This is a genomic window from Kribbella sp. NPDC054772, assembly GCF_053611945.1.
Window position 1 is genome coordinate 82,463 of record NZ_JBSHBJ010000023.1, and the last position, 23,146, is coordinate 105,608.

General features: G+C 68.8%; 21 protein-coding genes. 7 read left to right on the forward strand and 14 right to left on the reverse strand.

The window, feature by feature from the left end; all coding sequences use genetic code 11:
- Nucleotides 1-38: 38 nt before the first annotated feature.
- From ACWGID_RS29015 to ACWGID_RS29035, 5 genes are all read right to left on the reverse strand, one after another.
- Complete coding sequence (locus ACWGID_RS29015; RefSeq protein ID WP_452201814.1) at nt 39-1,292, reverse strand: enolase C-terminal domain-like protein; 1,254 nt, start codon at nt 1,290-1,292, stop codon at nt 39-41.
- Complete coding sequence (locus ACWGID_RS29020; protein ID WP_452201816.1) at nt 1,293-2,168, reverse strand: NAD-dependent epimerase/dehydratase family protein; 876 nt, start codon at nt 2,166-2,168, stop codon at nt 1,293-1,295.
- The gene (locus ACWGID_RS29025; RefSeq protein ID WP_452201818.1) at nt 2,165-3,046 is read right to left on the reverse strand and encodes a carbohydrate ABC transporter permease; all 882 of its coding nucleotides are present in this window, start codon (nt 3,044-3,046) and stop codon (nt 2,165-2,167) included. The genes ACWGID_RS29020 and ACWGID_RS29025 overlap by 4 nt, the downstream gene beginning before the upstream one ends.
- Nucleotides 3,046-3,918, reverse strand: coding sequence for a carbohydrate ABC transporter permease (locus ACWGID_RS29030; protein ID WP_452201820.1), 873 nt, complete (start codon nt 3,916-3,918; stop codon nt 3,046-3,048). Before ACWGID_RS29030 ends, ACWGID_RS29025 begins: the two co-directional genes overlap by 1 nt.
- 63 nt (nt 3,919-3,981) lie before the next feature.
- Nucleotides 3,982-5,376 carry an ABC transporter substrate-binding protein gene (locus ACWGID_RS29035; protein ID WP_452201821.1) on the reverse strand — a complete coding sequence of 465 codons (1,395 nt, stop codon included), beginning with the start codon at nt 5,374-5,376 and terminating at the stop codon, nt 3,982-3,984.
- Nucleotides 5,377-5,537: 161 nt separating this feature from the next.
- Here ACWGID_RS29035 and ACWGID_RS29040 point away from each other — a divergent pair, with 161 nt between their 5' ends.
- A complete protein-coding gene (locus ACWGID_RS29040) occupies nt 5,538-6,005 on the forward strand; it encodes an N-acetyltransferase family protein (protein WP_452201823.1) in 468 nt (155 codons plus the stop codon).
- On the opposite strand, the gene ACWGID_RS29045 is transcribed toward ACWGID_RS29040, so the two are convergent.
- The 3 genes from ACWGID_RS29045 to ACWGID_RS29055 form a co-directional block, all read right to left on the reverse strand.
- The gene (locus ACWGID_RS29045; protein ID WP_452201824.1) at nt 6,002-7,069 is read right to left on the reverse strand and encodes a DUF4185 domain-containing protein; all 1,068 of its coding nucleotides are present in this window, start codon (nt 7,067-7,069) and stop codon (nt 6,002-6,004) included. The genes ACWGID_RS29040 and ACWGID_RS29045 overlap by 4 nt on opposite strands.
- 285 nt (nt 7,070-7,354) lie before the next feature.
- A complete protein-coding gene (locus ACWGID_RS29050) occupies nt 7,355-8,179 on the reverse strand; it encodes a sulfurtransferase (protein ID WP_452201826.1) in 825 nt (274 codons plus the stop codon).
- Between the two features lie 76 nt (nt 8,180-8,255).
- The gene (locus ACWGID_RS29055) at nt 8,256-8,909 is read right to left on the reverse strand and encodes a thymidine kinase (RefSeq protein WP_452201828.1); all 654 of its coding nucleotides are present in this window, start codon (nt 8,907-8,909) and stop codon (nt 8,256-8,258) included.
- A 98-nt stretch (nt 8,910-9,007) separates the two neighbouring features.
- Between ACWGID_RS29055 and ACWGID_RS29060 the strand changes: the two genes are divergently transcribed.
- Nucleotides 9,008-10,663, forward strand: coding sequence for a S8 family peptidase (locus ACWGID_RS29060; RefSeq protein ID WP_452201829.1), 1,656 nt, complete (start codon nt 9,008-9,010; stop codon nt 10,661-10,663).
- A gap of 10 nt (nt 10,664-10,673) precedes the next feature.
- Here the strand turns inward: ACWGID_RS29060 and ACWGID_RS29065 are convergent, their stop codons facing one another.
- The 5 genes from ACWGID_RS29065 to ACWGID_RS29085 form a co-directional block, all read right to left on the reverse strand.
- Entirely contained in the window at nt 10,674-11,801 is a 1,128-nt protein-coding gene (locus ACWGID_RS29065) for an alkaline phosphatase family protein (protein WP_452201831.1), read from the reverse strand.
- 4 nt (nt 11,802-11,805) lie between these two features.
- The gene (locus ACWGID_RS29070; RefSeq protein WP_452201833.1) at nt 11,806-12,417 is read right to left on the reverse strand and encodes a DUF5998 family protein; all 612 of its coding nucleotides are present in this window, start codon (nt 12,415-12,417) and stop codon (nt 11,806-11,808) included.
- Nucleotides 12,418-12,474: 57 nt separating this feature from the next.
- Nucleotides 12,475-14,124, reverse strand: a complete 1,650-nt coding sequence (locus tag ACWGID_RS29075; protein WP_452201835.1) for an FtsX-like permease family protein — start codon at nt 14,122-14,124, stop codon at nt 12,475-12,477.
- Complete coding sequence (locus ACWGID_RS29080) at nt 14,121-14,822, reverse strand: ABC transporter ATP-binding protein (RefSeq protein ID WP_452201837.1); 702 nt, start codon at nt 14,820-14,822, stop codon at nt 14,121-14,123. The genes ACWGID_RS29075 and ACWGID_RS29080 overlap by 4 nt, the downstream gene beginning before the upstream one ends.
- A 108-nt stretch (nt 14,823-14,930) precedes the next feature.
- The gene (locus ACWGID_RS29085; protein WP_452201838.1) at nt 14,931-15,983 is read right to left on the reverse strand and encodes a P1 family peptidase; all 1,053 of its coding nucleotides are present in this window, start codon (nt 15,981-15,983) and stop codon (nt 14,931-14,933) included.
- 55 nt (nt 15,984-16,038) lie between these two features.
- Between ACWGID_RS29085 and ACWGID_RS29090 the strand changes: the two genes are divergently transcribed.
- Nucleotides 16,039-16,551 (forward strand): DUF2087 domain-containing protein, encoded by a 513-nt coding sequence (locus tag ACWGID_RS29090; RefSeq protein WP_452201840.1) that lies wholly within the window; start codon nt 16,039-16,041, stop codon nt 16,549-16,551.
- Here the strand turns inward: ACWGID_RS29090 and ACWGID_RS29095 are convergent.
- Nucleotides 16,544-19,240 (reverse strand): bifunctional acetate--CoA ligase family protein/GNAT family N-acetyltransferase, encoded by a 2,697-nt coding sequence (locus ACWGID_RS29095; RefSeq protein ID WP_452201842.1) that lies wholly within the window; start codon nt 19,238-19,240, stop codon nt 16,544-16,546. The genes ACWGID_RS29090 and ACWGID_RS29095 overlap by 8 nt on opposite strands.
- Nucleotides 19,241-19,280: 40 nt before the next feature.
- Here ACWGID_RS29095 and ACWGID_RS29100 point away from each other — a divergent pair, with 40 nt between their 5' ends.
- From ACWGID_RS29100 to ACWGID_RS29115, 4 genes are all read left to right on the forward strand, one after another.
- Nucleotides 19,281-20,321 carry an SLC13 family permease gene (locus ACWGID_RS29100; RefSeq protein WP_452201844.1) on the forward strand — a complete coding sequence of 347 codons (1,041 nt, stop codon included), beginning with the start codon at nt 19,281-19,283 and terminating at the stop codon, nt 20,319-20,321.
- 70 nt (nt 20,322-20,391) lie between these two features.
- On the forward strand, nt 20,392-22,107 hold the full coding sequence (locus ACWGID_RS29105; RefSeq protein ID WP_452201845.1) for an AMP-binding protein: 1,716 nt from the start codon (nt 20,392-20,394) through the stop codon (nt 22,105-22,107).
- A 6-nt stretch (nt 22,108-22,113) separates the two neighbouring features.
- Nucleotides 22,114-22,881, forward strand: a complete 768-nt coding sequence (locus ACWGID_RS29110) for an ABC transporter permease (protein WP_452201847.1) — start codon at nt 22,114-22,116, stop codon at nt 22,879-22,881.
- A complete protein-coding gene (locus tag ACWGID_RS29115; protein WP_452201850.1) occupies nt 22,878-23,126 on the forward strand; it encodes a DUF2630 family protein in 249 nt (82 codons plus the stop codon). Before ACWGID_RS29110 ends, ACWGID_RS29115 begins: the two co-directional genes overlap by 4 nt.
- The last annotated feature ends 20 nt before the right edge of the window (nt 23,127-23,146 follow it).

Consider the following 23,146-nt stretch of genomic DNA (forward strand, 5'->3'; position numbering starts at 1 on the left):
TCCCGATTAGCCGCGATAGTACTGCGCGTGACTGCGGATCACGGCGCCTCGAGCGCACCGTCGGGGCGCCGGACGCCGGCTGCCCACTCGTCGTGGCCGGACAGTTGCGCGGGATAACCGGCCGCCGCCTCGAGATCGATGTCGATCCCCCAGCCCGGCGCGTCGTTCGGCCGCAGCCAGCCGTCCTCGATCCGCAGCGTGCCCGGGAACACCTCGTGCGTCGCGTCGTTGTAGATGTGCCCCTCTTGGATGCCGAAGGCAACCGAAGTCACGTCCAGCGCGACGTTCGCCGCGGCACCGATCGGCGACGTGTCACCCGGACCGTGCCAGGCCGTCCGTACGCCGCAGAGCTCGGCCAGATCGGCCAGCTTTCGGCCGGCCGTCAGACCGCCGATGTCCGACACGTGCGAGCGGATGAAGTCCACGCCGTGCTCGCGGATCAGCCGGACCGCGTCGGTCATCGACGTGGTCAGCTCGCCAACAGCCAGCGGCACCGGCGAAGCGGCCCGGACCTCGGGCAGCCGGTCCCAGTGCTCCGGCGGCAGCACGTCCTCGAGGAAGAACAGCCGGTACGGCTCGAGCGCCCGCGCCAGGATCACGGCTTCCTTCGGCGTCAGCCGCGAGTGCACGTCGTGCAGCAGCTCGATGTTGTCCGGCAGCGCGTGCCGGGCCTCGGCGAACAGCTCCGGAGTGGTCCGCAGGTAGTCGCGGGCCGACCAGCCGTTCCGGTACGGCGCGTCCGGGTAGAGCGTCGGCACCTGCGGAGCGCCGTACCCGCCGCCGCCCGGGGTCGACATCTGCAGGCGGATGTGCCGCCAGCCCTGGTCGATCAGCTTCTTCGCGTGCTCGATCGTGTCGTCGATCGTCTCGCCGCTCGCGTGGATGTAGGTGTCGGCCGCGGCGCGGACCTTGCCGCCGAGCAGCTCGTACACCGGCATCCCGGCGCGCTTGCCGGCGATGTCCCAGAGCGCCTGGTCGACGCCCGAGATCGCGTTGTTCGTGACCGGTCCGCCACGCCAGTAACCGGAGAACGAGGACAGCCGGGTCAGGTCGCCGATGTCACCCGGGTACCGGCCGACGAGCAGCCGGGACACGTGCTCGTCGACGAACGTCTGCACCGACTTCCAGCGCTGGGTGAACGTTGCGCACCCGAGCCCGTACAAACCGGGTTCGGTGGTGTCGATCTTCACGACCACCAACGGGATGCCTTGCGGTGCCGTGACGATCGCCTTCACCTCGCGGATCCGGATGTCGTCCCGCGCGGGCCACGGCTGGTCGAAGTTCGAGGGCATTCAGTGCTCCAGGGAGAGGGTGGGTAGGTCGAGTTCGTGCCGGGCCTGGAAGCCCAGCACGGTCCGGACCGCGGTCAGGTCCAGCGGCACCTCACGGCCGACGAACTTCCGCAGCCGCGGCACCTCCGGCATGTACGCGTCCAGCAGATCCTCGGTTCGGTACGGCGCGATCGTGCTGCCCGCGGCAACGAAGAACGTCTGCGCCCCGGACATCGGAGCGGTCAGCCCGAGCTCCACGGCGTACGCCGAGTCGCGGGTGTCCAGGTAGCTCCACGCCTCCCGCATACCGCTGTCGGGCTGCACCCGGACATTCTCCGCCATCTGCTCCAGCACGTCAGGCGAGTTCACATGCGGGAACCGGAACGCGGCCACGTCGATCCCCCACCGGCGCCAGGCCATCCGGGCGGTGTTCTCGTCGTTCTGCTTCGACAGCGAGTACCAGTCGCCGACGTCGCTCGGCGCCTTCTCGTCCCACGGGAAGTACGCCGGCCGGATCTCGTGCGGGTTGAACGGGACACCGGTCGCGTTGATGCTGCTCGCGATCACCGCCCGATCGATGCCGAGGGCACCGGCCTGCGCGAGCACGTTGAACGTCGACACCACGTTGATCGTGTAGACGTCGTACGGCGTACCGGCCGACGGGTGCGCGAGCGCCGCCAGGTGCACGACGTACTCCGCTCCCTCCAGCGCCCGGGCCACGTCCGTCTCGGACCGGGCGTCGCCGATCAGTACCCGGTCCGCCTTCAGATCCGGGTGCTCGACGTTCGACAGGGCGGTAACCTTGGCACCCAGGGCGTTCAGGTGCTCGACGGTGACCAGTCCGATCCGTCCGGCCGCCCCCGTCACCAGCACCCGCCGGCCGTTCAATTCACTCACTCTTTGATGCCTCCGGACATTCCGACGCCACGCAGGAACTGCTTCTGGAACAACAAGAACAGCACCACAGGTATCAGAACCGCGAGGAACAGGGCGCTCATCTGCAGCGAGATCTCTGTGGTCTTCGCCACCCGGGGCAGGGCCACCGAGATCGGCTGCAACCGCGGATCCGGCAGCACCAGCAGCGGCCAGAGGTAGTCCTTCCAGGAACCGATCACGGTGAGCAGCGCGACGACACCGACGATCGGCTTCGACAGCGGCAGGATCAGCGAGGTGAACATCCGCAGGTTGCTCGCGCCGTCGATCCGGGCCGCCTCGATCAGCTCGCGCGGGATCGAGTCGAAGTACCGCTTCATCACCAGGATGTTGAAGGCGCCCGCGGCCTGCGGCAGCCAGACCGCCCAGAAGGTGTTCTGCAGACTGATCCCGAGCAACGGCATCTTCAGGATCGTCATGTACAGCGGGACCAATGAGATGACACCAGGCAGGAACAGCGTCGCCAGGACGGCGCCGGTGACGATCGGGCCCCACTTCGGGCGCAGGATGCTCAGCACGAACGCACCCGTCGTACACACGAACAGCGTCGAGACCATCGAGCCGATCGCGATGAACGCGGTGTTGCCCAGGTACGCGCCGATCTGCACGCGGTTCCAGGCGTCCGGGATGTTCTTCAGCTGAATGCCCGACGGCCACAGCTGCATCGGGCCGCTGAGGATGTCCTGGCTCGTCGAGACACCGGACTTCAGCAGCCAGAGCAGTGGACCGACTCCGGCGATCACGACGGCGATGAAGATCAGCACCTGGATCAACGGCAGGCCGATGCGGACGACGCCGCGTTGGCGGTCGGCGGTCGAGATGATTCCGCGCTCGTAGCTCATCAGTTACTCCAGCGCCGGGTGACGAAGTGGTAGAGGACGGACAGTGCGCACAGGACTCCGGCGAGCAGCACGCTCAATGCGGTCGCGGCGCCGAAGTCGCCGTTGATGAACGCGTACCGGTAGATCAGCAGCAGGATCGACAGGGTGGCGTCGTTCGGGCCGCCGCCGGTGAACAAGAACGGCTCGGTGAACACCTGGAACGTGCCGATCAGCTGCAGCAGCATCATGATCAGGATGATTCCGCGGATCTGCGGCAGCGTGACGTGCCAGACCCGGCTCCAGATCCCCGCCCCGTCGAGCTCGGCCGCCTCGTACAACTCCGTGCGTACGCCGGTCAGCGCCGCCAGGTAGATGATCGACGTGGCACCGGCACCCGCCCAGGTCGCCTCCAGGACGATGGCCGGCATCGCAAGACTCTGCGAGTTCAGCCAGGCGAACGGCCCGATCCCGAACCAGCCGAGGATCGCGTTGAATACGCCCGAGCCGCCCGGGTCGTAGAAGAACTTCCACAACAGGATCGCGGCCACCGGCGGTACGACGGCCGGCAGGTACGACAGCACGTTGTACAGCCAGCCGGTACGCCGCAGTTCGCTGACGAACACGGCCAGGAACAGCGGTACCGGGAATCCGAAGATCAGTGCCAGGAACGCGAAGTACAAGGTGTTGAGGGTCGCCTGCGGGAGCTGCGAGTCGGTCAGCACGTAGCTGAAGTTCGACCAGCCGACCCACTCGGGCGCCTGCACCAGGTTCGTCTTCTGGAAGCTCAGCACCAGGCCGCGGACGATCGGGCCCCACGAGAAGTACAGGAACGTCAGCAGCAGCGGCAGGGCGAAGATCACGCTGCTGAGCCCGCCGGAGCGGTACCAGGTCACGACGGACCTGGCACTGCTCCGGCTCTGCCTCGACGTTCTCGACGTACGTAGCTGGAACATCGGCTACCGGCCCAGACGCGCGTCGACCTTCGAGGCGGCGTCGCTGACCAGCTTGTCGACGTCCGCGTCCTTCTTGGTCAGCACCTGCTGGACCACCGGGTCGAGCAGCGAGTAGACCTCCTGGCCCTTGTTCGACGGCTCCGGCAGCAGCTTCAGGGTCTTGGTGGAGTCGATGTAGCTCTGGAACTGCTTGACCGGGACGTTCACGTACGGCTCACGCCACTTGTTGTACTGGTCGTAGGTCTGCTCGCTGAGCGGGCTGATCCCCGGCCGGCCGACGAAGCCCTTGTCCGCGATCGTGGTCTTCGCGTCCGCCACCGCGGAGGCCTCGGTGGTGTACTTGTCGAACTGCTCGAACTTGATCCACTTCAGCGCCGCGACGACCTCGTTCTTGGTCGCCTTCGGGCTGATCATCTTCAGCGCGCCACCGGTCAGCGTGCCGTGCGGGCCACCGTCCTGCGGCAGGGCGCCCTCACCGAAGTCGGCGGGCTTCATGCCGAAGTTCTTCACGCTCATGTCGTAGGCGTCCGGCGCCTGCATGACCATGCCGATCTTGCCGGCCGCGAAGTCCTGCCGGATCTCCTCCTGGTTGTAGAGGAACTTGCTGCCCATCGAGTTGTCGGTCCAGCGCATGTCCTTCAGCAGCTGCAGCGCCTTCTTGGTCGGCGCGTCGTTGAAGGTGCTCTTCTTGCCGTCCTGGCTCTCGATGGTGCCGCCCATGCTGTACGTCATCGTGGTCAGCATCCAGCCACCGGTGTTGTTGGTGGTGAGCTGCGCGTAGCCGGCCTTGCCGGTCTTCTCCGCGATCTGCTTGGCGTACTGACGGACCTCGTCCCAGCTCGTCGGCGGCTTGTCCGGGTCCAGACCGGCCTGCTTGAACAGCGCCCGGTTGTAGGCCAGCCCGACCGAGAACACGTCGATCGGTACGCCGTAGATCCGGCCGTTCGCGTCCTGGACGATCTTCAGCACGTCCGGGTTCAGGTCCTTGGTCAGGTCGACCCGCTTCAGCTCGTCGGTGATGTCCGGCAGCTGCTTGTTCGGGATCATGTTGGCCGGCTCGGTGAAGCTGATGCTCATCACGGTCGGCAGCGTGCCGCCGGCGATCTGCGCCTGGAAGGTCTGCGCCTGCCAGTTGGTCTCGGTCGACTTCACCGTGATGTTCGGGTTCTTCGCCATGAAGTCCTTGATCTTCTGGTCGAAGGCCTTGATGTCAGCCGGCTTGTCCGGCGTCGGGCGGTCGCCGATCGTGATCGTGACCGGCGCCTTCTCGTCGATGTCGCCACCGGCGCCACCGGCCGACGACGCCGGGTCGGTCGCCTTCGCACAGCCGGCCGCGACCATCAGCCCGGCAACACCCAGGGCGGTGCCGAACCGGCCCCACCTGCTCACTCTCGTCATCGGAACTCCTCAGGTTTCCGGATGCCGCCGATGTGCTCTGAGCCACACACCGGCCAGGTCCCGAGTAAGTTAAACCAAGCGTGTTACTAACTCAAGACCTTGTCGGGATCCTGTGCGGTAACGCTTTCGCAACGGGTCTCGCGGCGTGGAAGGATGGGCGCATGCTGCTCCGACCGGCCGTTGCCGCCGACCTGCCGTTCCTCACCGCGATGCTGCTCGAGGCCTGCAACTGGGACGGCACCCACTGGTACGACGAGGCGAAGGCCCGCGCCGACGACCACGCGTGGCGCTACCTCGACGGATGGCAGCGCGACACCGACTACGGCGTGATCGCGGAACTCGACGGCTCCCCCGCCGGCGCGACCTGGGCGCGTCTCCTGACGGCCGATCGCGCCGGGTACGGGTACATCGCGGACGACGTACCGGAGTTGACGCTCGGGGTCTCCCCCGCGTTTCGCCGGCGCGGAGTGGCGCGCGCCGTGCTGAGCGAGCTGCTCGAGCGGACGCCGTACGCGCGGATCTCGCTCAGCGTGGATCCGGACAACCCGGCTCGGAAGCTCTACGAATCACTGGGGTTCACGAAGGTTGGTGTTGTTGGGACGTCCGACACGATGGTGCGTGAGGTCTAGCCGAAGCCGCGGACGCGGAACTGCATGACGCGGTACGGCCAGCCGTTGTCGGTGTTCCATTGACTGACGGACAGGTGCATGTCGGACAAGGTCGAGCCGGGGATGACGTAACCGCCGTACAGCTGGGCGACGTGATTGCCGTCCTCGGATCCCCACGCGCCGCCGTAGATGAGGGTCTGGCGGTACGCCGTGTAGAGGTTGGACGTCGGCGTGTCCATGATGATGCCGTCGATGCGGTAGTCACCGGCGTTGAACCAGGTCAGCACCCATTTGCCGCCGAGCGGACGCAGGCTCATTTCGCCGAAGCTCCCCGTGAGGATCGGGGTCGCGGGGTTGCCCCACGCCCACACGCCGTCGCGGTAACCCCAGGGTTCGTACGCGCCCGGGTTGGCGATCTGCTCCTGGCGGACCCGCTTCAGGATGATCGGTTTGTTGCGCTGGAAGCCGGTCGAGTAGACGTACACGTAGCCGTCGTTTCCCTGGCCCCACGTGAGGAGCTGGAACAGGCCGCCGTCGATGTTCGGGTCGAACTTCGCGCCGGTGTGGTACCAGCTCGCGCCGGAGTTGTCGGAGCGCCAGATCTCTGTCCAGACGACGTTTCCGAGGCCCTTGTTGACCATCGCGTGCAGGTACATCGACCCGCCGATCGTGATCACGTCCGAGGGCAGCACGGTGGAGAACGTCGGGTTGTCGTGCGGGTAGTCCCAGAGCTGCTGGGCCGCATCGCCGCCGACGGCTCCGGACCACTTCACGCCGCTGTTGAGGTCGGTGGTCGTCGACCACAACGCGACCGGCGACCGCCACCAGCCGCCACCGACGGTCGGCTGCTCGAAGGTGTCGCCGAACATGAAGAGCAGCCGGCCGTCCGGCGTACGCGCAGGAATCCCGAGATCTGTCGCGGCCATCCGGAACCGGTCGGTCAAACCCGGCCCGGTCAGATCGGCCACCTTGTTGGTCAACACAGCCTGGCTACTCGCGAACGCACGACCGGCCAGAGAGCTCGGCGCCGCAGCCACCACACCGGCACCAACAGCAGCACGCAAAAACGTGGATCGCTTCATCATCTTGTGACTCCCGGCATCAAGGGGCGGACTGATGGGAAATCGATTTCTCCCACAGACTCCCGCACCAACGCCAACAAAGTCAAGGGTGGTCCAACTGCACTCCCCCGCCCGCAACCCCTCGCGCGCAAGCACGGCGACGTACCACCTCAACCAGGCCAAACCCGCCGAGTCGTGGCGATTGGCTGCCGCGCTCAGCCTCGAGTCGTGAGTCCAGGTCGCGAAACCACAGCCGATCTTCACGACTCGGCGAGCGGCTGCCTGCGAGCGCGTCGTACTTGTGCCGGATCAGTCTGAGCCGGTGGCTACTGGGCGGGTTGGGTTGGTGATCCACTCGGACCAGGAGCCGATGTAGACGGTGGCTGGTACGCCGGCTGACTCGAGCGCGAGGGCTTCGTGGGCGGCGGTGACGCCGGAGCCGCAGTAGACCGCTACCTCGGTGTCGGGGGTGGCGCCGAGGTTGGTGAAGCGGGTGCGGAGGTCGGCGGGCTTGAGGAAGTGGCCGGTGTCGTCGACGTTTGCGGTGGTGGGGGCGTTGACGGCGCCGGGGATGTGGCCGGCGACCGGGTCCATCGGTTCGACCTCACCCGCGAACCGCTCCGGTGCGCGGGCGTCGAGCAGTACACCCTTCGCTGCCACTGCGGCAGCACCCTCAGCATCCAACACCGGCAGATGGCCAGGCGTCGCCACAAACCCACCGGACGCGTTGGCGGCGGGGGCGTCTGCGGTGAGGGGGCCGCCGGATGTGGTCCAGGCGGCTTGGCCGCCGTTGAGGACGTGGACATTGGTTAGGCCGAAGTAGCGGAAGATCCACCAGGCGCGGGCGGCGGCCATCGAGTTGGCGGCGTCGTAGACGACGACCGGGGTGTCGGCGGTGGTGATGCCGAGGCGGGCGAACGTCGCGGTGACGGTGGTTGCGTCGGGCAACGGGTGGCGGCCGGGGCCGGGTGGGCCGGCGAGTTCGGTCTCGAGGTCGACGAAGTGCGCGCCGGGCAGATGGCCGGCGTCGTACGCGTCCTTGCCGGGCGGTCCCGCGAGGTTCCAGGTGACGTCGGCCAGCACCGGTACGGCGGACAGCGCGCGCAGGTCGGCGACGGTGATCAGCGCACTCATCCACGTCCTCGCTTCGCTCCGGGCGCGGATGAGGTACGAATCGCGCTGTGTCGTTTGATGAACTCGCTGCGCTCGTTCATGAAGCGGCTCCTCCGAACGGCAGTACCTCGGGTGACAGCGTGGCGCGGGCGCGCGCCTGGGTGAGGCGACGGCGGTGGTGACGTCGGCAGAGCACCTCGTACGCGGGTTCGTGGTCCCGTGTCTCCATGTCCCCCACCACCAGCTGCTCGCCCTCGGTCACCATCTCCCCACCGATCGTACGGGCGTTGTGCGTGGCCCGTTCACCGCACCAGCACAACGCCTCGACCTGGAGCAGTTCCATCCGGTCCGCGAGCTCCACCAGCCGCGCCGATCCGGGGAACAACGTGGCCCGGAAGTCGGTCAGGATCCCGAAACAGAACACGTCGATCTGCAGCTCGTCGACGAGCCGGGCGAGCTGCTCGATCTGCAGCGCGCTGTAGAACTGCGCCTCGTCGCACACCACGTAGTCGATCCGTCCGCCGTGCGTGAGCTCACCCACGACGTAGTCCCAGAAATCGAACTCGGCCCGCACCTCGACCGCCTCCGCGGACAGCCCGAGCCGGGACGAGAGCACCGACTCGCCGGCGCGGTCGTGACTGGTGAAGATCCTCCCCAGGCGGCCACGCGCCTTGTGGTTGTGATCCATCTGCAGGGCCAGCGTCGACTTGCCGCAGTCCATGGTCCCGGTGAAATAGAGGAGCTCAGCCACGGGCGAACATCCTGCCAAGTCAGAGGTCCGCACCGCACGCCGGGGTGTGTCGCGGGGGGTCGCTTGGGTTCTGAGCCTTCCTCCGGTTTGAATGGATCGTGCGCAAAGCTCTTCTTCTCGCCCTCGCGGCCTGTCTGACGGTCCTCACCGCCACCCTTCCGGCCGGTCTCGCGGCGAGTGCCGCGCCGGTCCGGTCCGAGGCCGGGCAGCGTGCGTACTTCGTGATCACCGCACCGAACCAGACCGGAAAGGTCACCGGCGCGATCACGAGCAACGGCGGCACGGTGTACGCGACGTACGACGCGATCGGGGTGATCGTCGCGCACTCGGCGGCCGCCGACTTCGTCACCAAGATGCGCGGTGTCGACGGCGTACAGAAGGCCGGCGCGACGCGGACGACCGACCTGCCCGCGGATGTCGCGAATCCGGCGATCCCGGCCGCGGTGCCGGAGACCGCGACGTCGGTGGCGGAGACGGACCGCGCGGACATGACCCAGATCGGCGCTGACCGCGCCTGGCAGAAGAACACGGGCGCGAAGAACATCACCGTCGGCGTCCTGGACACCGGTGTCGACGACCAGCACCCGGACCTGAAGGCGAACTTCGACGCGACCCGGTCGGCGTCCTGCGCGTACGGCAAGGTCGACACCCGTCCGGGCGCGTGGCGGCCGGTCGGTGAGCACGGCACGCACGTCGCCGGCACGATCGCCGCCGCGAAGAACGGGATCGGGATGATCGGCGTGGCACCCGGGGTGAAGGTGTCGTCGATCCGGGTCGCCGAGCCCGGCAACCAGCTGTTCTTCCCCGAGAACACGGTGTGCGCGTTCATGTTCGCCGCCGACAAGGGCGTCTCGGTGACCAACAACAGCTACTACGTCGACCCGTGGCTGTTCCTGTGCCCGAGCGACAAGGACCAGGACGCGATCGCCGAGGCGGTACGCCGGGCCGTCGCGTACTCGGACGGCAAGGGTGTCGTGAACGTCGCCGCGGCCGGTAACGAGGATTACGACCTGGCGAACAAGACCTCGGACAACTCGAGCCCGGACGACTCGACCGCGAGCGAGCGCGCCGTGACCAACGACTGCATCAGCCTGCCGACCGAGCTGCCGAACGTGGTCGTCGTCGGCTCCGTCGACCCGTCGAGCACGAAGTCGCAGTTCTCCAACTTCGGCGAGAACAAGATCAACCTGGCCGCTCCCGGTGAGGGCGTCTTCTCGACCGTCCCCGGCGGCGGCTACAAGGTCCTCGAGGGTACGTCGATGGCGTCGCCGCACGTCGCGGGTGTCGCGGCCCTGCTCCGGAGTGCCAACCCCAAACTGACGGCCGCCCAGGTCCGGGGGAAGCTCGCGCAGCAGGCCAACGATCTCGCCTGTCCCGCGGGCTCCTCCGGTGAGTGCATCGGGTCCGCGACCAACAACTCGTTCTACGGCGAGGGTCTGGTCGACGCGGCCGAGGCGGTCGGCGCGGCGTCTGCCCAGCCGCAGGGCGCGATCTCGGTCACCCAACCCTCGGAGCAGATCGGGGTCGGAGGTATTCCGGCAGTCCCGCTGCTGCTCAAGGGAAGCGGCGGCACGGGCGACATCAGCTACTCGGCCGCCGGCCTGCCGCCGGGTCTGACGATCGACCCCGAGCGCGGCTGGATCACCGGCGTCCTGACACCCGGATCGGGTCGCTACAAGGTGACCGTCACGGCGCGCGACGGTGAGGCGAAGACTGCGACGACGACCTTCTACTGGGACGTGTGGAGCTTCTAGTTCCCGGTGTCTAGTTCCCGGTGTCGACGAGCAGTGGGATCTCCATCTCGTCGGCGGTCAACGAGCCGTGCAGCCCGATCAGCGTCGCCTCTTGGGGATGCCGGCGGCTAGCCATCAAGGCCACCGGGCCGAGTGACGCGACGATGACGTCGCCCATTCGTGGCGACACCCGGTCCTCGACGACGGCGCCGAACCAACCGCGCGCGATCGCGTCGGACCGCGACAGCACCAGGGCCTTGTCCCCCAGGCGTTCGCGGTAGACGTCCATCACGTCGGCTTCCGCGCCCGGAACGCAGTACAGGTGACGGAAGCGGGCCTCGCCGCCGACGACGCGGACTCCGTCGGTCAGCGCGGGCTCGGCGTCCACGTCCACGCGCTGCTCGGGCGCGATGTCGACCATGCCGTGGTCGGCGACAACGAGCAGTACGGCGTCCCGCGGCAAGGCGGACCGGACCCGTTGGGCGAACGAGTCGGCGGCGGACAGCTCCTTGCGCCACTGCGCCGAGTCCGCACCCTGCTGGTGGCCGATGTAGTCGAGTTGTGAGTCGTACACGTAGACCATCGACGACTTGCCTTCGCGGCTCGCGAACCGGGTCGCGTCCAGGCGGTCCTCGACGGTGTCCGCGCCGCGGTGCTTGCTGCCCCGGAACGCTGCCGCGGTCAGACCGGACGAGTCGAACCGTGCCTTGCTCACGTTGCGAGTGGCTACGCCGGCCGCGGCCATCCGGTCGAAGACCGTCGCGTGCGGCTGCCACTTCCGCGGATCAACCGGTGCGTCCCAGGCCAGCGCGTTCAGCAGGGCACCGCTCTCCGGCACGATCGACGTGTAGCCGACGATCCCGTGCGCTCCCGGCGGCAGCCCGGTACCGAGGCTGGTCAGGCTCACCGCTGTCGTGGACGGCACTCCCGCTGTCAGATGGCGGCTGTGCGCGATCAACGAGGACAGGTACGGCGCCGCGTCGGCGTACCGCTGGAGCAGGTTCCATCCCAGGCCGTCGAGGAGCAGGACGGCGTACCGCGGTGACGGCGGGAGGCCGAGGAGGTTGGTCTCCCCCGGCACCGACAGCGCGCCGGCGACCGAGGGCAGGACGTCGGCGAGCGCTCCGCCGCCGTACTGCGGGGGCACTGGGACGATCACGGCACTACCTGCTGGTGGCGAACGAGAGCGCCTTGGCGAACTCGAGCACCTGCTGGATCCCCGCCGGACCGTCGGCCGCGGCACTGATCCGCAACGAGATGTCGTCGGCCGCGACCGACCCGGTGTACCCATGGTCGGCCTCGCAGTTCGGGTCGGCGCAGACGGCCGGCTCGAGATCGATGCGGTTGACCATGCCCCAGCCGATCGTCAGCACCACCTCACCACCGCCCGCGACCGCAGGGTCGGACTTGCCCGAGGCGTAGCCGGCCGGGTTCGGGACGACGCGGTTCACGACGACGGCGTTCACCCGGTGCAGCGGGATCGCCTCGGTGGACGTCGACGCGTACGGCGTCCGGATGACCTCGTCGGCCGCGTGCTCGTCGGTGTGGCCGACGATCAGCCGGCTCGGGGTGAGCGCCAGTATCGTGATGTGCCGCCGGACCTCGTCGCGGTCGAACGTCGGCTCGTGCTGCAGCACGTAGGCCCGGATCGGCTCGCCGGCGACCGCCACCGCGAGCGAATCCGTCACCACGTCGGGGTAGTAGCCGCACCGATCGATCGCCGCGCGCAGGTCCGCCGACGCGTCCGCGAGCTCCGGTGCATTCAGGTCACGCATGCCCTCATCCTTGCACGACCGCGACCTCGCGCGGTTCACCCTTGTGGACAACCGCGCTCAGTTCGCACTGGCCTTCCGCAGTACCGGCGCTCCCGCCGCTCCGGCGACCGCGACCAGGACCAGGCCGGCGACGACCTGCCCGACGAGCAGCAGTACGCCGGAACTCCCCTGTGTGAGCACCTTTCCACCACTCAGCGCCAACCCACACAGCGCGCCGAACCCCACAACCGGCAGGCCGACCCCGATCACCGGTACGACGGCTGCAAGCCGAGCAGCCCGCTCGATCACCCGCAGGGGTACGCCGGACCGCCGCAACGCCTTCGCCGGCGCCGCTTGGTCCAATGCAGTGCCGACAGCCCCAGCAGCTGTGGACGCGGCGACCGTCAGGAACACCAGCGACAGCAGCAGAGCCACGCCGATCCGCATGTCGTTGAAGCTCGGGTCGTCGTCGCCCGGCGGCATGAACACCGAGATGAACCCAGTAACGAAGCCGGACAGCACCAGCGCGGCAACGGGACGGAACGCGCCCTTCGGATCGTCCACGAGCCGTCGACCGGCCAGCAACGCCACAGGTCCGTTCGCCAGGTTCGCCATCGTCTTGCCGACCAGCTGCACCGCCCACGGCCCGATGATCCGTACGGCGAGCGCGGCGAACCCGATCCCGATGACCAACGGCACAACGGCAGCCTGCATCCCGTAGTACGCCAGAACGATCGGACCGATCACCAAGAGACCCAGTCGCAGCACGCTGACCTTCTTGCGCGTCTGACCGCGTACGACGCCCAGCGGCGTGATGCTGACGCGTCCGAGCCCGATCAATGCGCTGACGACAGACAAGACAGGTACGGCGACCAGTACAAGAAGGACTGTCCACCACTGGACGGTGATGTCACCGACGTACCAGCGTCCTCCGCCGAGCGGGATCTGCGCGATCAGTGGACTCAGAACGGTGTAGCCGACCAGACCAACTACCGCGCCGACCACTCCGAGCACCGCCTGCTCAACAGCACTCAGCCACAGCACCTGCGTCCGCGTAGCACCAGCGAGTCGCAAAGCGGCCAGTCTGTGCTCACGGCGTTTCGCTGCGACGCCGGCGGCCTGGCCAACAAGGCTCAGGATCGGGAACAGCACCAGAGTGATGCCGAAGGCCACTGCGATCAGCAGCCCGACCATGCGGCTGTCCCACACCTTCTCGTGCCAGCTGCTCACGTACTGCGGGTGTTCGTCGGCCGGGATCGTCTGAACACCCCGGATGATGATGAACTCTTCCGGCGAGGACAGACCCTTGCTACTGATCACGCCGGTCGGCTCAGCCACGCCGTACTGCTTGCTGAGGCTGGACCAGTGCTTGGCGACCTCGGGTGACACGAAGACCTCACCGGCCTTTGGCGTGTGGTCGAGCCCGGGCGGCGGCGCGAGTTCGTTCGGGCGCAGCGTTGCGAGGTCGAGGACGGCGAGCCGATGGCCGTCGACGTGTTGGTCGTCGTCCAGGTTCAGTGCACCGATCGCGGTCGCCGGGTCGGCCTTGTCCGCGCTCCGCCAGCCGATCCGGTCGGAGCGGTGCGACAGCCCCAGCGAGCCGGCGATCAGAAAGGTCACCAGCAACGCGACCACCGCGGTCGCCCCCAGCGCGGCGAGGTTGGCCGCGCGCCCACCAGGACCCGGCCGCCGCACGAACCGCAGTCCGAGATCCGTCATCGGATTCATCGCGCAACCCCCACGCCCTCGCTGACCCGACCGTCGACGATGTGCAACGTGCGGTGGCAGCGAGCGGCGACCGCGTTGTCGTGCGTGACAACAACCACCGCAGCACCGCGGTACGTCGCCGCGCCGATCAGCAGGTCGATCACCTGGGACCCGGTGGCCGCGTCGAGCGCACCCGTAGGCTCGTCGGCGAACACCACCTGGGGCTCGCCGACCAGCGCCCGCGCGATCGCGACCCGCTGCGCCTGCCCACCCGAGAGCTCGCCGGGACGACGACCGGCTTCCGCCGCGAGCCCGACCTGCGCGAGCGTCGTCCGCGCACGGCCGATCGCGTCGCGGCGGCTGAGGCCGTCGACCATCAGCGGCAGCGCGACGTTCTCGTCCGCGGGCAGTTCCGCGAGCAACTGGTTGTCCTGGAAGACGAAGCCGAGCCGGCGCCGGCGCAGTACCGTCCGGGCGGCGTCGTTCAGCTGGTCGACGCGCTCGCCACCCAGCCACACCTCGCCCTGATCGGGCGTGAGGATGCCGGCCAGCACGTGCAGCAGCGTCGTCTTGCCGTTGCCGCTCGGGCCCATCACCGCGAGCGCCTCACCGGACCGCACCGCGACGTCGACCCCGGCGAGACCGACGACATTGCCGTAGTACTTGACCAGGCCGTGACCACTCAACACGACCTGCGACTGGGGACTCTGGAAGTTCATACCGCAGAGCCTTTCGCGGACGGCGCCCGCGATCGTCGGCCCGTGGACCGGTCTTCAGATCGTCTTCCGGCGCCCTTCGGCGATCCGGCGTACGACTTGAGTCGTACGTCAGTCGGTCCGGAAAGCCGACGGATAGGCGTCGCGGTAGCTCGGGATCGTGCCGGTCGGGGTCTCGACCGACTCGGCGTTCAGCATCGCGTGCACGATCGCGCGGGTCAGCGTCCGGGCGCCGGCGGCGTAAACCGTCTCCAGCCGCGCGAGTGCGGTCGGGTCAGTGACGCTCAGCCGGGGCCGGTCGTCGTCGGGCGCCCGGGTCGACAGCGCGAACAGGCTGTCGCCGTCGACGAGGGTGTGGATCGGATCGATCGCCCGCGCAAGCCCGTCGTGCGCGATCATCGCCATCCGCTTCGTCGCCGCCTTGTCCAGCGGTACGTCGGTGGCGAGGACGGCAATCACGGTGTTCATCGACGGCCCCGGGACGAGGTTGCGGCCAGGTGCTGCCGGCGGCGGCTCGGTCGGAGTCCGGAGGTGCGCGAACTCGTCGCCCAGCCCGAGGCGGGCGCCGTACAGGTTGCCGCCGGCGTCGACCGTGGAGCCGGCCGCGTTCACGATCACCAGCGCGCCGACCGTCGTACCGTCGTCGAGCCGGACGCTGGCCGAGCCGACACCACCTTTCAGCGAGCCGGCCCGTGCGCCGGCACCGGCACCGTGGTTGCCCAGGGCAACCGGACCGTCGGCAGCGACGGCGATCGCGTCCGCTCCCCAGGACGGCTCCGGGCGGGCCTTGAAGTCGCCGCCACGCGCTAGGTCGAAGATCACCGCGGTCGGCACGATCGGCACCACGTCGTACTCGCCCGGCCCGACCCGGACGCCCTCGCCGCGCTCCTCCAGCCAGCGCATCACGCTGCCCGCGGTGTCGAGGCCGAACGCGCTCCCGCCGGTCAGGACAATCGCGTTCGCGCCGCCGTTCGAGTTCACCGGCGACAGTAGATCGGTCTCCCGCGTTCCGGGCGCGCCGCCGCGGACATCGACCGCGGCGACAGCGGTCGCCGGCACGTGGATCACCGTGGTTCCGGTCAGGTACGGCGGGTCGACGCGCTCGACCTGACCGACCAGGATTCCAGGGACATCGGTAATCGCGTTGTGCGGACCAGGCTCCATACCGATGATCCTTTCACGCCGAAATCCGGTTGCGGCGAGCGTTAGCGTGAAACGCATGAACGCCGATCAGCTCTGTGGTCTGCTGGCCGAACCGTCGAGGTTGCGGACGTACTCCGCGATCGTCCTCGGCGCCACCACTCCCGAGCAGGTTGCCGGGAGCACCGGGCTGCCGGCGCCGGTCGTGGTGAAGGCGTTGCAGCGGCTGACCAAGGGCGGGCTGATCGAGGCGAGCCGGGACGGGTTCAGCGCGGACGAGGGCGCGTTCAAGGACGCCGTCCGCGAGAGCCGGCCGGAGTGGGTGCCGCTCGATCCGGATCCGGCGCGCGACGCCGTACTCAAGGGATTCATCCGGGACGGGCGGCTGACGCACTTCCCGACGTTCCCGGAGAAGCTGCGGATCGTGCTCGAGTACGTCGTGCAGGGCTTCGAGGTGGGCCGCGACTATCCGGAGCCCGAGGTCAACGAGATCCTGAACCGCTGGCATCCCGACCACGCCGCGCTCCGTCGCGAACTCGTCGACGCGCGGCTGCTGCAGCGCGAGAACAGCGTCTACACGCGGGTCAGGTGAGGCGGCGGGCCGGCATGTCCTGGCGGGGCTTCTCGTTGGGCGCGATCCGGATCCGCGTGTCGAGGACGGTGGCGCCCTCGGCCGCGACCAGAACCGAGCGGAGGTCCAGTCGCACGACTTCCTCCAAGTCGAGCGTCAGCCGGGACACCCGGTGCAGCAGGTCCTCGATCGCGGAGATGTCGACCGGGTCCGACCCGCGGTAGCCGTACAGCAGCGGCGCCGCCTTCACCTCGCGCACCATCTCCGCGGCGTCCCGCGTGGTCAACGGCGGCATCCGGTACGACCGATCGCCCAGCAGGTCCGTCGCGACCCCGGAGAGACCGAACGTCACCACCGGCCCGAACGACACGTCCTCGATCGTCGAGATCACCACCGGCACCCCCGGCGGCGCCATCTTCTGTACGACGAACTGCGCGCGCCCCGGGTCCGACGCGACACCGAACGTCCGCGTCATCTCCGCCCACGCGGCCCGCATGTCGTCCTCGTCGTGGATGTGCCGCCAGATGTCGGCGAGATCCGGGCGCATCCGCCACTGCTCCGCGGTCGCCTTCAGGATGACCTCGAACCCGAGATCCGCGGCCCGGTCGACCGCCTCGTCGGCGCTGAGCACCGGGAACGCCGGCAGCACCGAGATGTCGTAGAAGCCGAGCAGCCGCTGCTTGTCGGCGTCGTCCAGGTCCGCGCCGGACGGGTGCCGCTGCAGGAACTCCGCGACGAAGTCCTCTCCCCCGGCGGTGTCCACGTTCGGCAGGTCCGGGATCCGGCTGTCCGAGCGGCGCCGCCACTCGGCGTACTGCGTGGCCTTCGCGAGGGCGCCGACGGCGTACTGCGGGTTGAGGAAGGACGGGATCGAGCCACGGGCCGCGCCGCCGTCCTCGTCCGGGACCTGCAGTTCCTCGGGCACGCTGCGCGAGGCGAGGAACGTCGACACCACCGGCTTGTCCGAACCGGCGGCCGCCGCGGCCAGCACCTGGGCGATCTCACCCCCGCTGGACTGCACCGGCGGCGTGTAGATCACGACGACCGAGTGCACCTTCTCGTCAGCGAACACCTCGGACAGCGCGAGGCCGAAGTCCGACGCGGTCGCGTCCGCGCTCAGGTTCCGCGGCTCGCCGGCCACGTCGAGGCCGCAGCCCGCCATCGTGTCGAGGGCGAGCAGCGTCAGCGCGTCCGAGTTCGAGACGATCGCCACCCGGCGGCCCTTCGGCAGCGGCTGGTGCGCGAGCAACTGTGCGACGTCGAACAGCTCGCCGGTGGTGTCCACCCCGATCAGGCCGCTCTGCCGGAACATCGACTCGATGGTTGCGGGCGGCAACTGGCTGCGCCGGACCAACTGCCCGACCGGGACGCCCTGCGTGGCCCGTCCGGACTTCAGCGCGATCACCGGCTTCCGCCCGGCCAGCCGCCGCGACACCCGACTGAACTTCCGCGGGTTGCCGAGCGACTCCAGGTAGAGCAGGACGACCTCGGTCGCCTCGTCGGAGTACCAGAACTGCATCAGGTCGTTGCCGGACACGTCCGCCCGGTTGCCGGCCGAGACGAAACTCGACAGCCCCAGGCCACGACCGACCATGTCCGCCAGGATCGGTACGCCGAGCGCGCCGGACTGGCAGAAGAACGCGACCCGCCCCTTGCTCGGCATCAGCGGCGAGAGCGTGGCGTTCAGCGACACCCCGGTGGCGGTGTTGATCAGCCCGAGCGCGTTCGGCCCGATCACCCGCATCCCGTACGAGCGCGCCAGACCCACGAGGTACCGCTGCCGTTTCCGGCCCTCGTCGCCGATCTCGGCGAACCCGCTGGACACCACGACCAGCCCCCGGACACCCTTCGCGGCGCAGTCCAGGACCACGTCCGCGACCATCTCCGCCTTCACCGCAACCACGGCCAGGTCGACCGTGTCGTCGACCTCCCGGATCGTCGGGTACGCCGGAACGCCCTCGATCTCGTCAGCTTTGGTGTCGGTGTTCACGGCGTACAACCGGCCCGGGAAGCCACCGTCGCGGAGGTTGCGCAGCAGCGCGTTGCCGATCGTGCCCTCGCGCCGGCTGGCGCCGATCACCGCGACCGACGCCGGCGACAGCAGCCGCGCGATCGAGAGCGCCTCGGAGCGCTGCTCGCGGGCCTGCATCACGCCGAACGAGGTGTCGGTGGGCGCGATGTCGAACTCGACCATGATCACGCCGTCCTCGAACTCCCGGGCGACCTTGTACCCGGCCTCGGTGAAGACCGTGATCATCTTCCGGTTGTCCGGCAGCACCTCGGCGACGAACCGGTGGATGCCGTGCTCCCGGGCCGCCTGCGCCAGGTGCTCGAGCAGCAACTGGCCCAGACCGCGCCCCTGGTGCGCGTCCTCGATCAGGAACGCGACCTCCGCCGTCCCGCGGCCGGTGCGCTCGTACCGGCCGACGCCGATCATCTCGTCGCCGACCGTGACGATCAGCGCGGAGCGGTCGCTGTAGTCGACCTGCGTGAACCGCGCCACATCACGCTCGGACAGTTGCGGGTACGGGGCGAAGAAGCGGTAGTACTTCGACTGTTCGGACACCCGGGCGTAGAACGCGACCAGCAGCCCGGCGTCGGCCGGTGTGATCGGGCGCAGGTGCGCGGTCGCGCCGTCCCGCAGGACGACGTCCGCCTCGTACTCCGCCGGGTAGCTCTCCGGCAGTTCGTGGTCATACTGGTCCGGCACCTGGCAAGCGTACTCAAACCGGCACCCGGGAGGTCGTGAATTGTTCGAGCGGATCGCCCCGGTGCTGGTGTTCCTGATCGCCGTGACCGTGATCGCCGAGCTGGCCGACCAGGCCAAGGTGTTCGACGTCGCGGCGCGAGAGGCCGCCCATCTCGCCCGCGGCCGGGTCTGGCGGCTGTGGCTCCTGGTCGTCGCGCTCGCCACCGGTCTGACGATCGTGCTGTCCCTCGACACCTGTGCGGTGCTGCTCACCCCCGTCGTCCTGTCGATGGCCCGGCAGCTGGACATCCCGCCGAAGCTGTTCGCTTTCACGACGGTCTGGCTGGCCGGTACGGCGTCACTCCTGCTACCGGTCTCGAACCTGACGAACCTGCTCGCCCAGCACCCGTTCCGCCAGTTCGACGTCAGCTACATCTCGGTCAGCTGGCGCCCGGCGATCGCCGCGATCGTCATCACCGTCGCCGTCCTCGCGGCGCTCTTCGCTCGCGACCTGAATCGCACCTACCGGATGCCGCCGACACCGGCGGTCGAGGACAAGGTGCTGTTCTGGGGATCGGCGGGTGTCTGCGTACTGCTGGGGCCTGCCTTCGTGTCGGGTGTCGAGGTCGCGATTCCGGCGAGTATCGGTGCGATCGTCCTGGTCGTCCTGTTCGCGATCCGGCGGCGCAGCGCGCTGCGGTGGTCACTGATCCCGTACAAGCTGGTCATCACCGTGATCGTGCTGTTCACCGTGGTCGGCTTCCTCAGTGCCCACGGTCTGGAGGATCTGCTGCGCCGGATCGCCGGTACGACGTCCGACCTGCGCCTCAGCTTCACCGCGGCGGTCGGCGCCAATCTGTTCGACAACCTCCCGGCGTACCTCGCCATGGAGCCGGTCGCCCAGAACTCACCACACCGCATGCTCGCGCTGCTCATCGGCGTCAACTGCGGCTGCCTCCTCACGCTCTGGGGCTCCCTCGCGACCCTCCTCTGGCGAGCCCGCTGCGACGCCGCCCGCGTGGACATCACCTGGTGGTCGTTCCTCTGGCGGGGCCTGATCCTCACCCCGCTGGTCGTCACGGGCGCCGTCCTCGCACTGTGACGCTGACTGTGACGCTGCGGGCCGGAGTGGCCGGTTTACCGATCGGTAGTGGCTGGGCAAAGATGCGGGCATGAGCTCATCGGACAGCACGGAGCAGAGCACCTCGGACGTGACGCGGGAGTTCCGGGCGGCGCGTGACTTCCTGGTCGCGCACCGGGACGACTACGAGACGGCGTACCGGGACTTCAGTTGGCCGGCGTTCGAGCGGTTCAACTGGGCACGGGACTGGTTCGACGCGCTCGCGGTCGAGCAGCCCGAGGTGTCCGCGCTGACCATCGTCGAGGAGGACGGCGAGGTGAACTCCCGGACGTACGCCGAGATGGCCCAGCGGTCCCGCAAGGTGGCCGGCTGGCTCACGACGGCGGGTCTGAAACCGGGCGACCGCGTGCTGATCGTGCTGGGCAACCAGGTCGAGCTGTGGGAGACCATGCTCGGCTGTATCCGGGCCGGCGCCGTGATGATCCCGGCGACCACCCTGCTGACCGACGCCGACCTCGCCGACCGCATCTCCCGCGGCAACGTCCGCGCGGTCGTCACCAGCGGGGCCGACGCACCCCGGTACGCCGGGATCGCGGACCACTGCATCCGTGTCGCGGTCGGTGAACCGGCCGAAGGCTGGCTGCACTACGCCGACGCCGAGTCGTATGACGGCGACGTACCAGAGGTCGACACGGCAGCCGACGACTCGCTGCTGCTCTACTTCACCTCGGGGACGACGAGTCAGCCGAAGCTCGTCGAGCACACGCAGGTCAGCTACCCGCTGGGGCACCTCTCGACGATGTACTGGATCGGCCTGCAGCCCGGCGACGTCCACCTGAACGTGTCGTCACCCGGCTGGGCGAAGCACTCCTGGAGCAACGTGTTCGCCCCGTGGAACGCGGGCGCGACCGTCTTCCTGTACAACTACACCCGCTTCAACGCCGACAAGATGCTGAAGGTCCTCCAGCAGTACGGCGTGACCACGTTCTGCGCTCCGCCGACGGTCTGGCGGATGCTGATCCAGGCCGACCTGTCCGCGGTCGAGGTCCGGATCCGGGAGTGCATCTCGGCCGGTGAACCGCTGAACCCCGAGGTGATCGAGCAGGTCCGAACCGCGTGGAACATCACCATCCGCGACGGGTACGGCCAGACCGAGACGACGGCCCAGATCGGCAACCCGCCGGGGCAGCCGGTGAAGCTCGGTTCGATGGGCCGCCCGCTGCCGGGGTACAGCATCGCGCTGATCGACCCGTCGACCGACGAGATCGGTGACGACGGCGAGATCTGCATCGAGCTCGCCCCGGCGCCGGTCCCGCTGATGCGCGGCTACCGCGACGCGCAGGAGCTCACCGACGAGGTGATGCGGAACGGGTACTACCACACCGGTGACGTCGCGAGCCGCGACGAGGACGGCTACATCACGTACGTCGGGCGCTCGGACGACGTGTTCAAGGCGAGTGACTACCGGATCTCCCCGTTCGAACTCGAGTCGGTCCTGATCGAGCACCCGGCGGTCGCCGAGGCAGCCGTCGTCCCGTCGCCGGACCCGGTGCGGCTCGCCGTACCCAAGGCGTACGTCGTCCTCGCGGCCGGTCACGAACCGTCGCGGGAACTAGCCGGGGAGATCCTGGCGTTCTGCCGCGAGCACCTGGCGCCGTACAAGCGGATCCGGCGGATCGAGTTCGCGGAGCTGCCGAAGACGATCTCCGGGAAGATCCGCCGGGTCGAGCTGCGCGCCGACGAGGCGGCCAAGGTGGAGAGCGGATCGGGCGGCGGGCTGACGTACGACGAGGCGGACTTCAAGTAAGCACCGATGTCGTTCCACACCGGGCTCGGCTGGGCCGCTGTCGTCGTCCTGCCGTTGCTGATCGCGATCGGGGTCGGAGCGTCGCACTACGCGGGGCTCCGGCACGACAAGGGGATCGTCACCGCGGCGTTGCGTGCGGTCGTGCAGCTGGCGGCTGTCGGTGCCGTCGTCGGGGTGGCGTTGCGGTACACCGCCGGCGCGATCGCGTTCGTCCTGCTCATGTTCGTGGTCGCGACCGTGACGAGCACGCGGCGGCTCCACCAGACCGCCGCCATCCCGGGCCAGTGGGCGTACTGCGCGGCCGCGATCGGGACCGGAGCGTTCACGGTCCTGCTGCTGCTGATCGTGCCCGGGGTCGTGCCGCGGAACCCGGCGAGCATCCTGCCGATGGGCGGGATCATCGTCGGCGGCGCGATGACCGCCACCACCCTCGCCGGCCGCCGCGTGCTGAGCGAGTACCAGACCCGGTACGGCGAGTTCGAGGCCGGACTGTCGATCGGGCTGCTGCAGCCTGACGCGTTCAAACTCGTCGCCGGACCGGTCGCAGGTGACGCGCTGCTGCCGGCGCTCGATCAGACCCGGACCGTCGGGCTGGTCACGCTACCCGGCGCGTTCGTCGGCATGGTGCTCGGCGGCGCCTCCCCGACCCAGGCGGCCGCGCTGCAACTCGTCGTACTGATCGGACTGGTCGCCGCGGAAGCCATCGCCATCCTGGTCCTCACCGAGTTGCTGTCACGGTCGAAGCTTCCGGACGGGCGTAGCGTGTCCCCATGAGCGACGACAAGAGCATCTTCAGCCGGATCGACGACCTGGTCGCCGAGGAGCATGAGCTCCGGACCAAGCACGCGGGCGGGCAGGTCGACAACGCCGACGAGAAGGACCGGCTCAAGGCCCTCGAGGTCGAGCTGGACCAGTGCTGGGACCTGCTCCGGCAGCGCCGCGCCAAGCGGGAGTTCGGCGAGAACCCCGACGACGCGCAGTCCCGGTCGGCCGACACGGTCGAGGGATACCTGAACTAGACCGTGCACTGGTGGTGGCC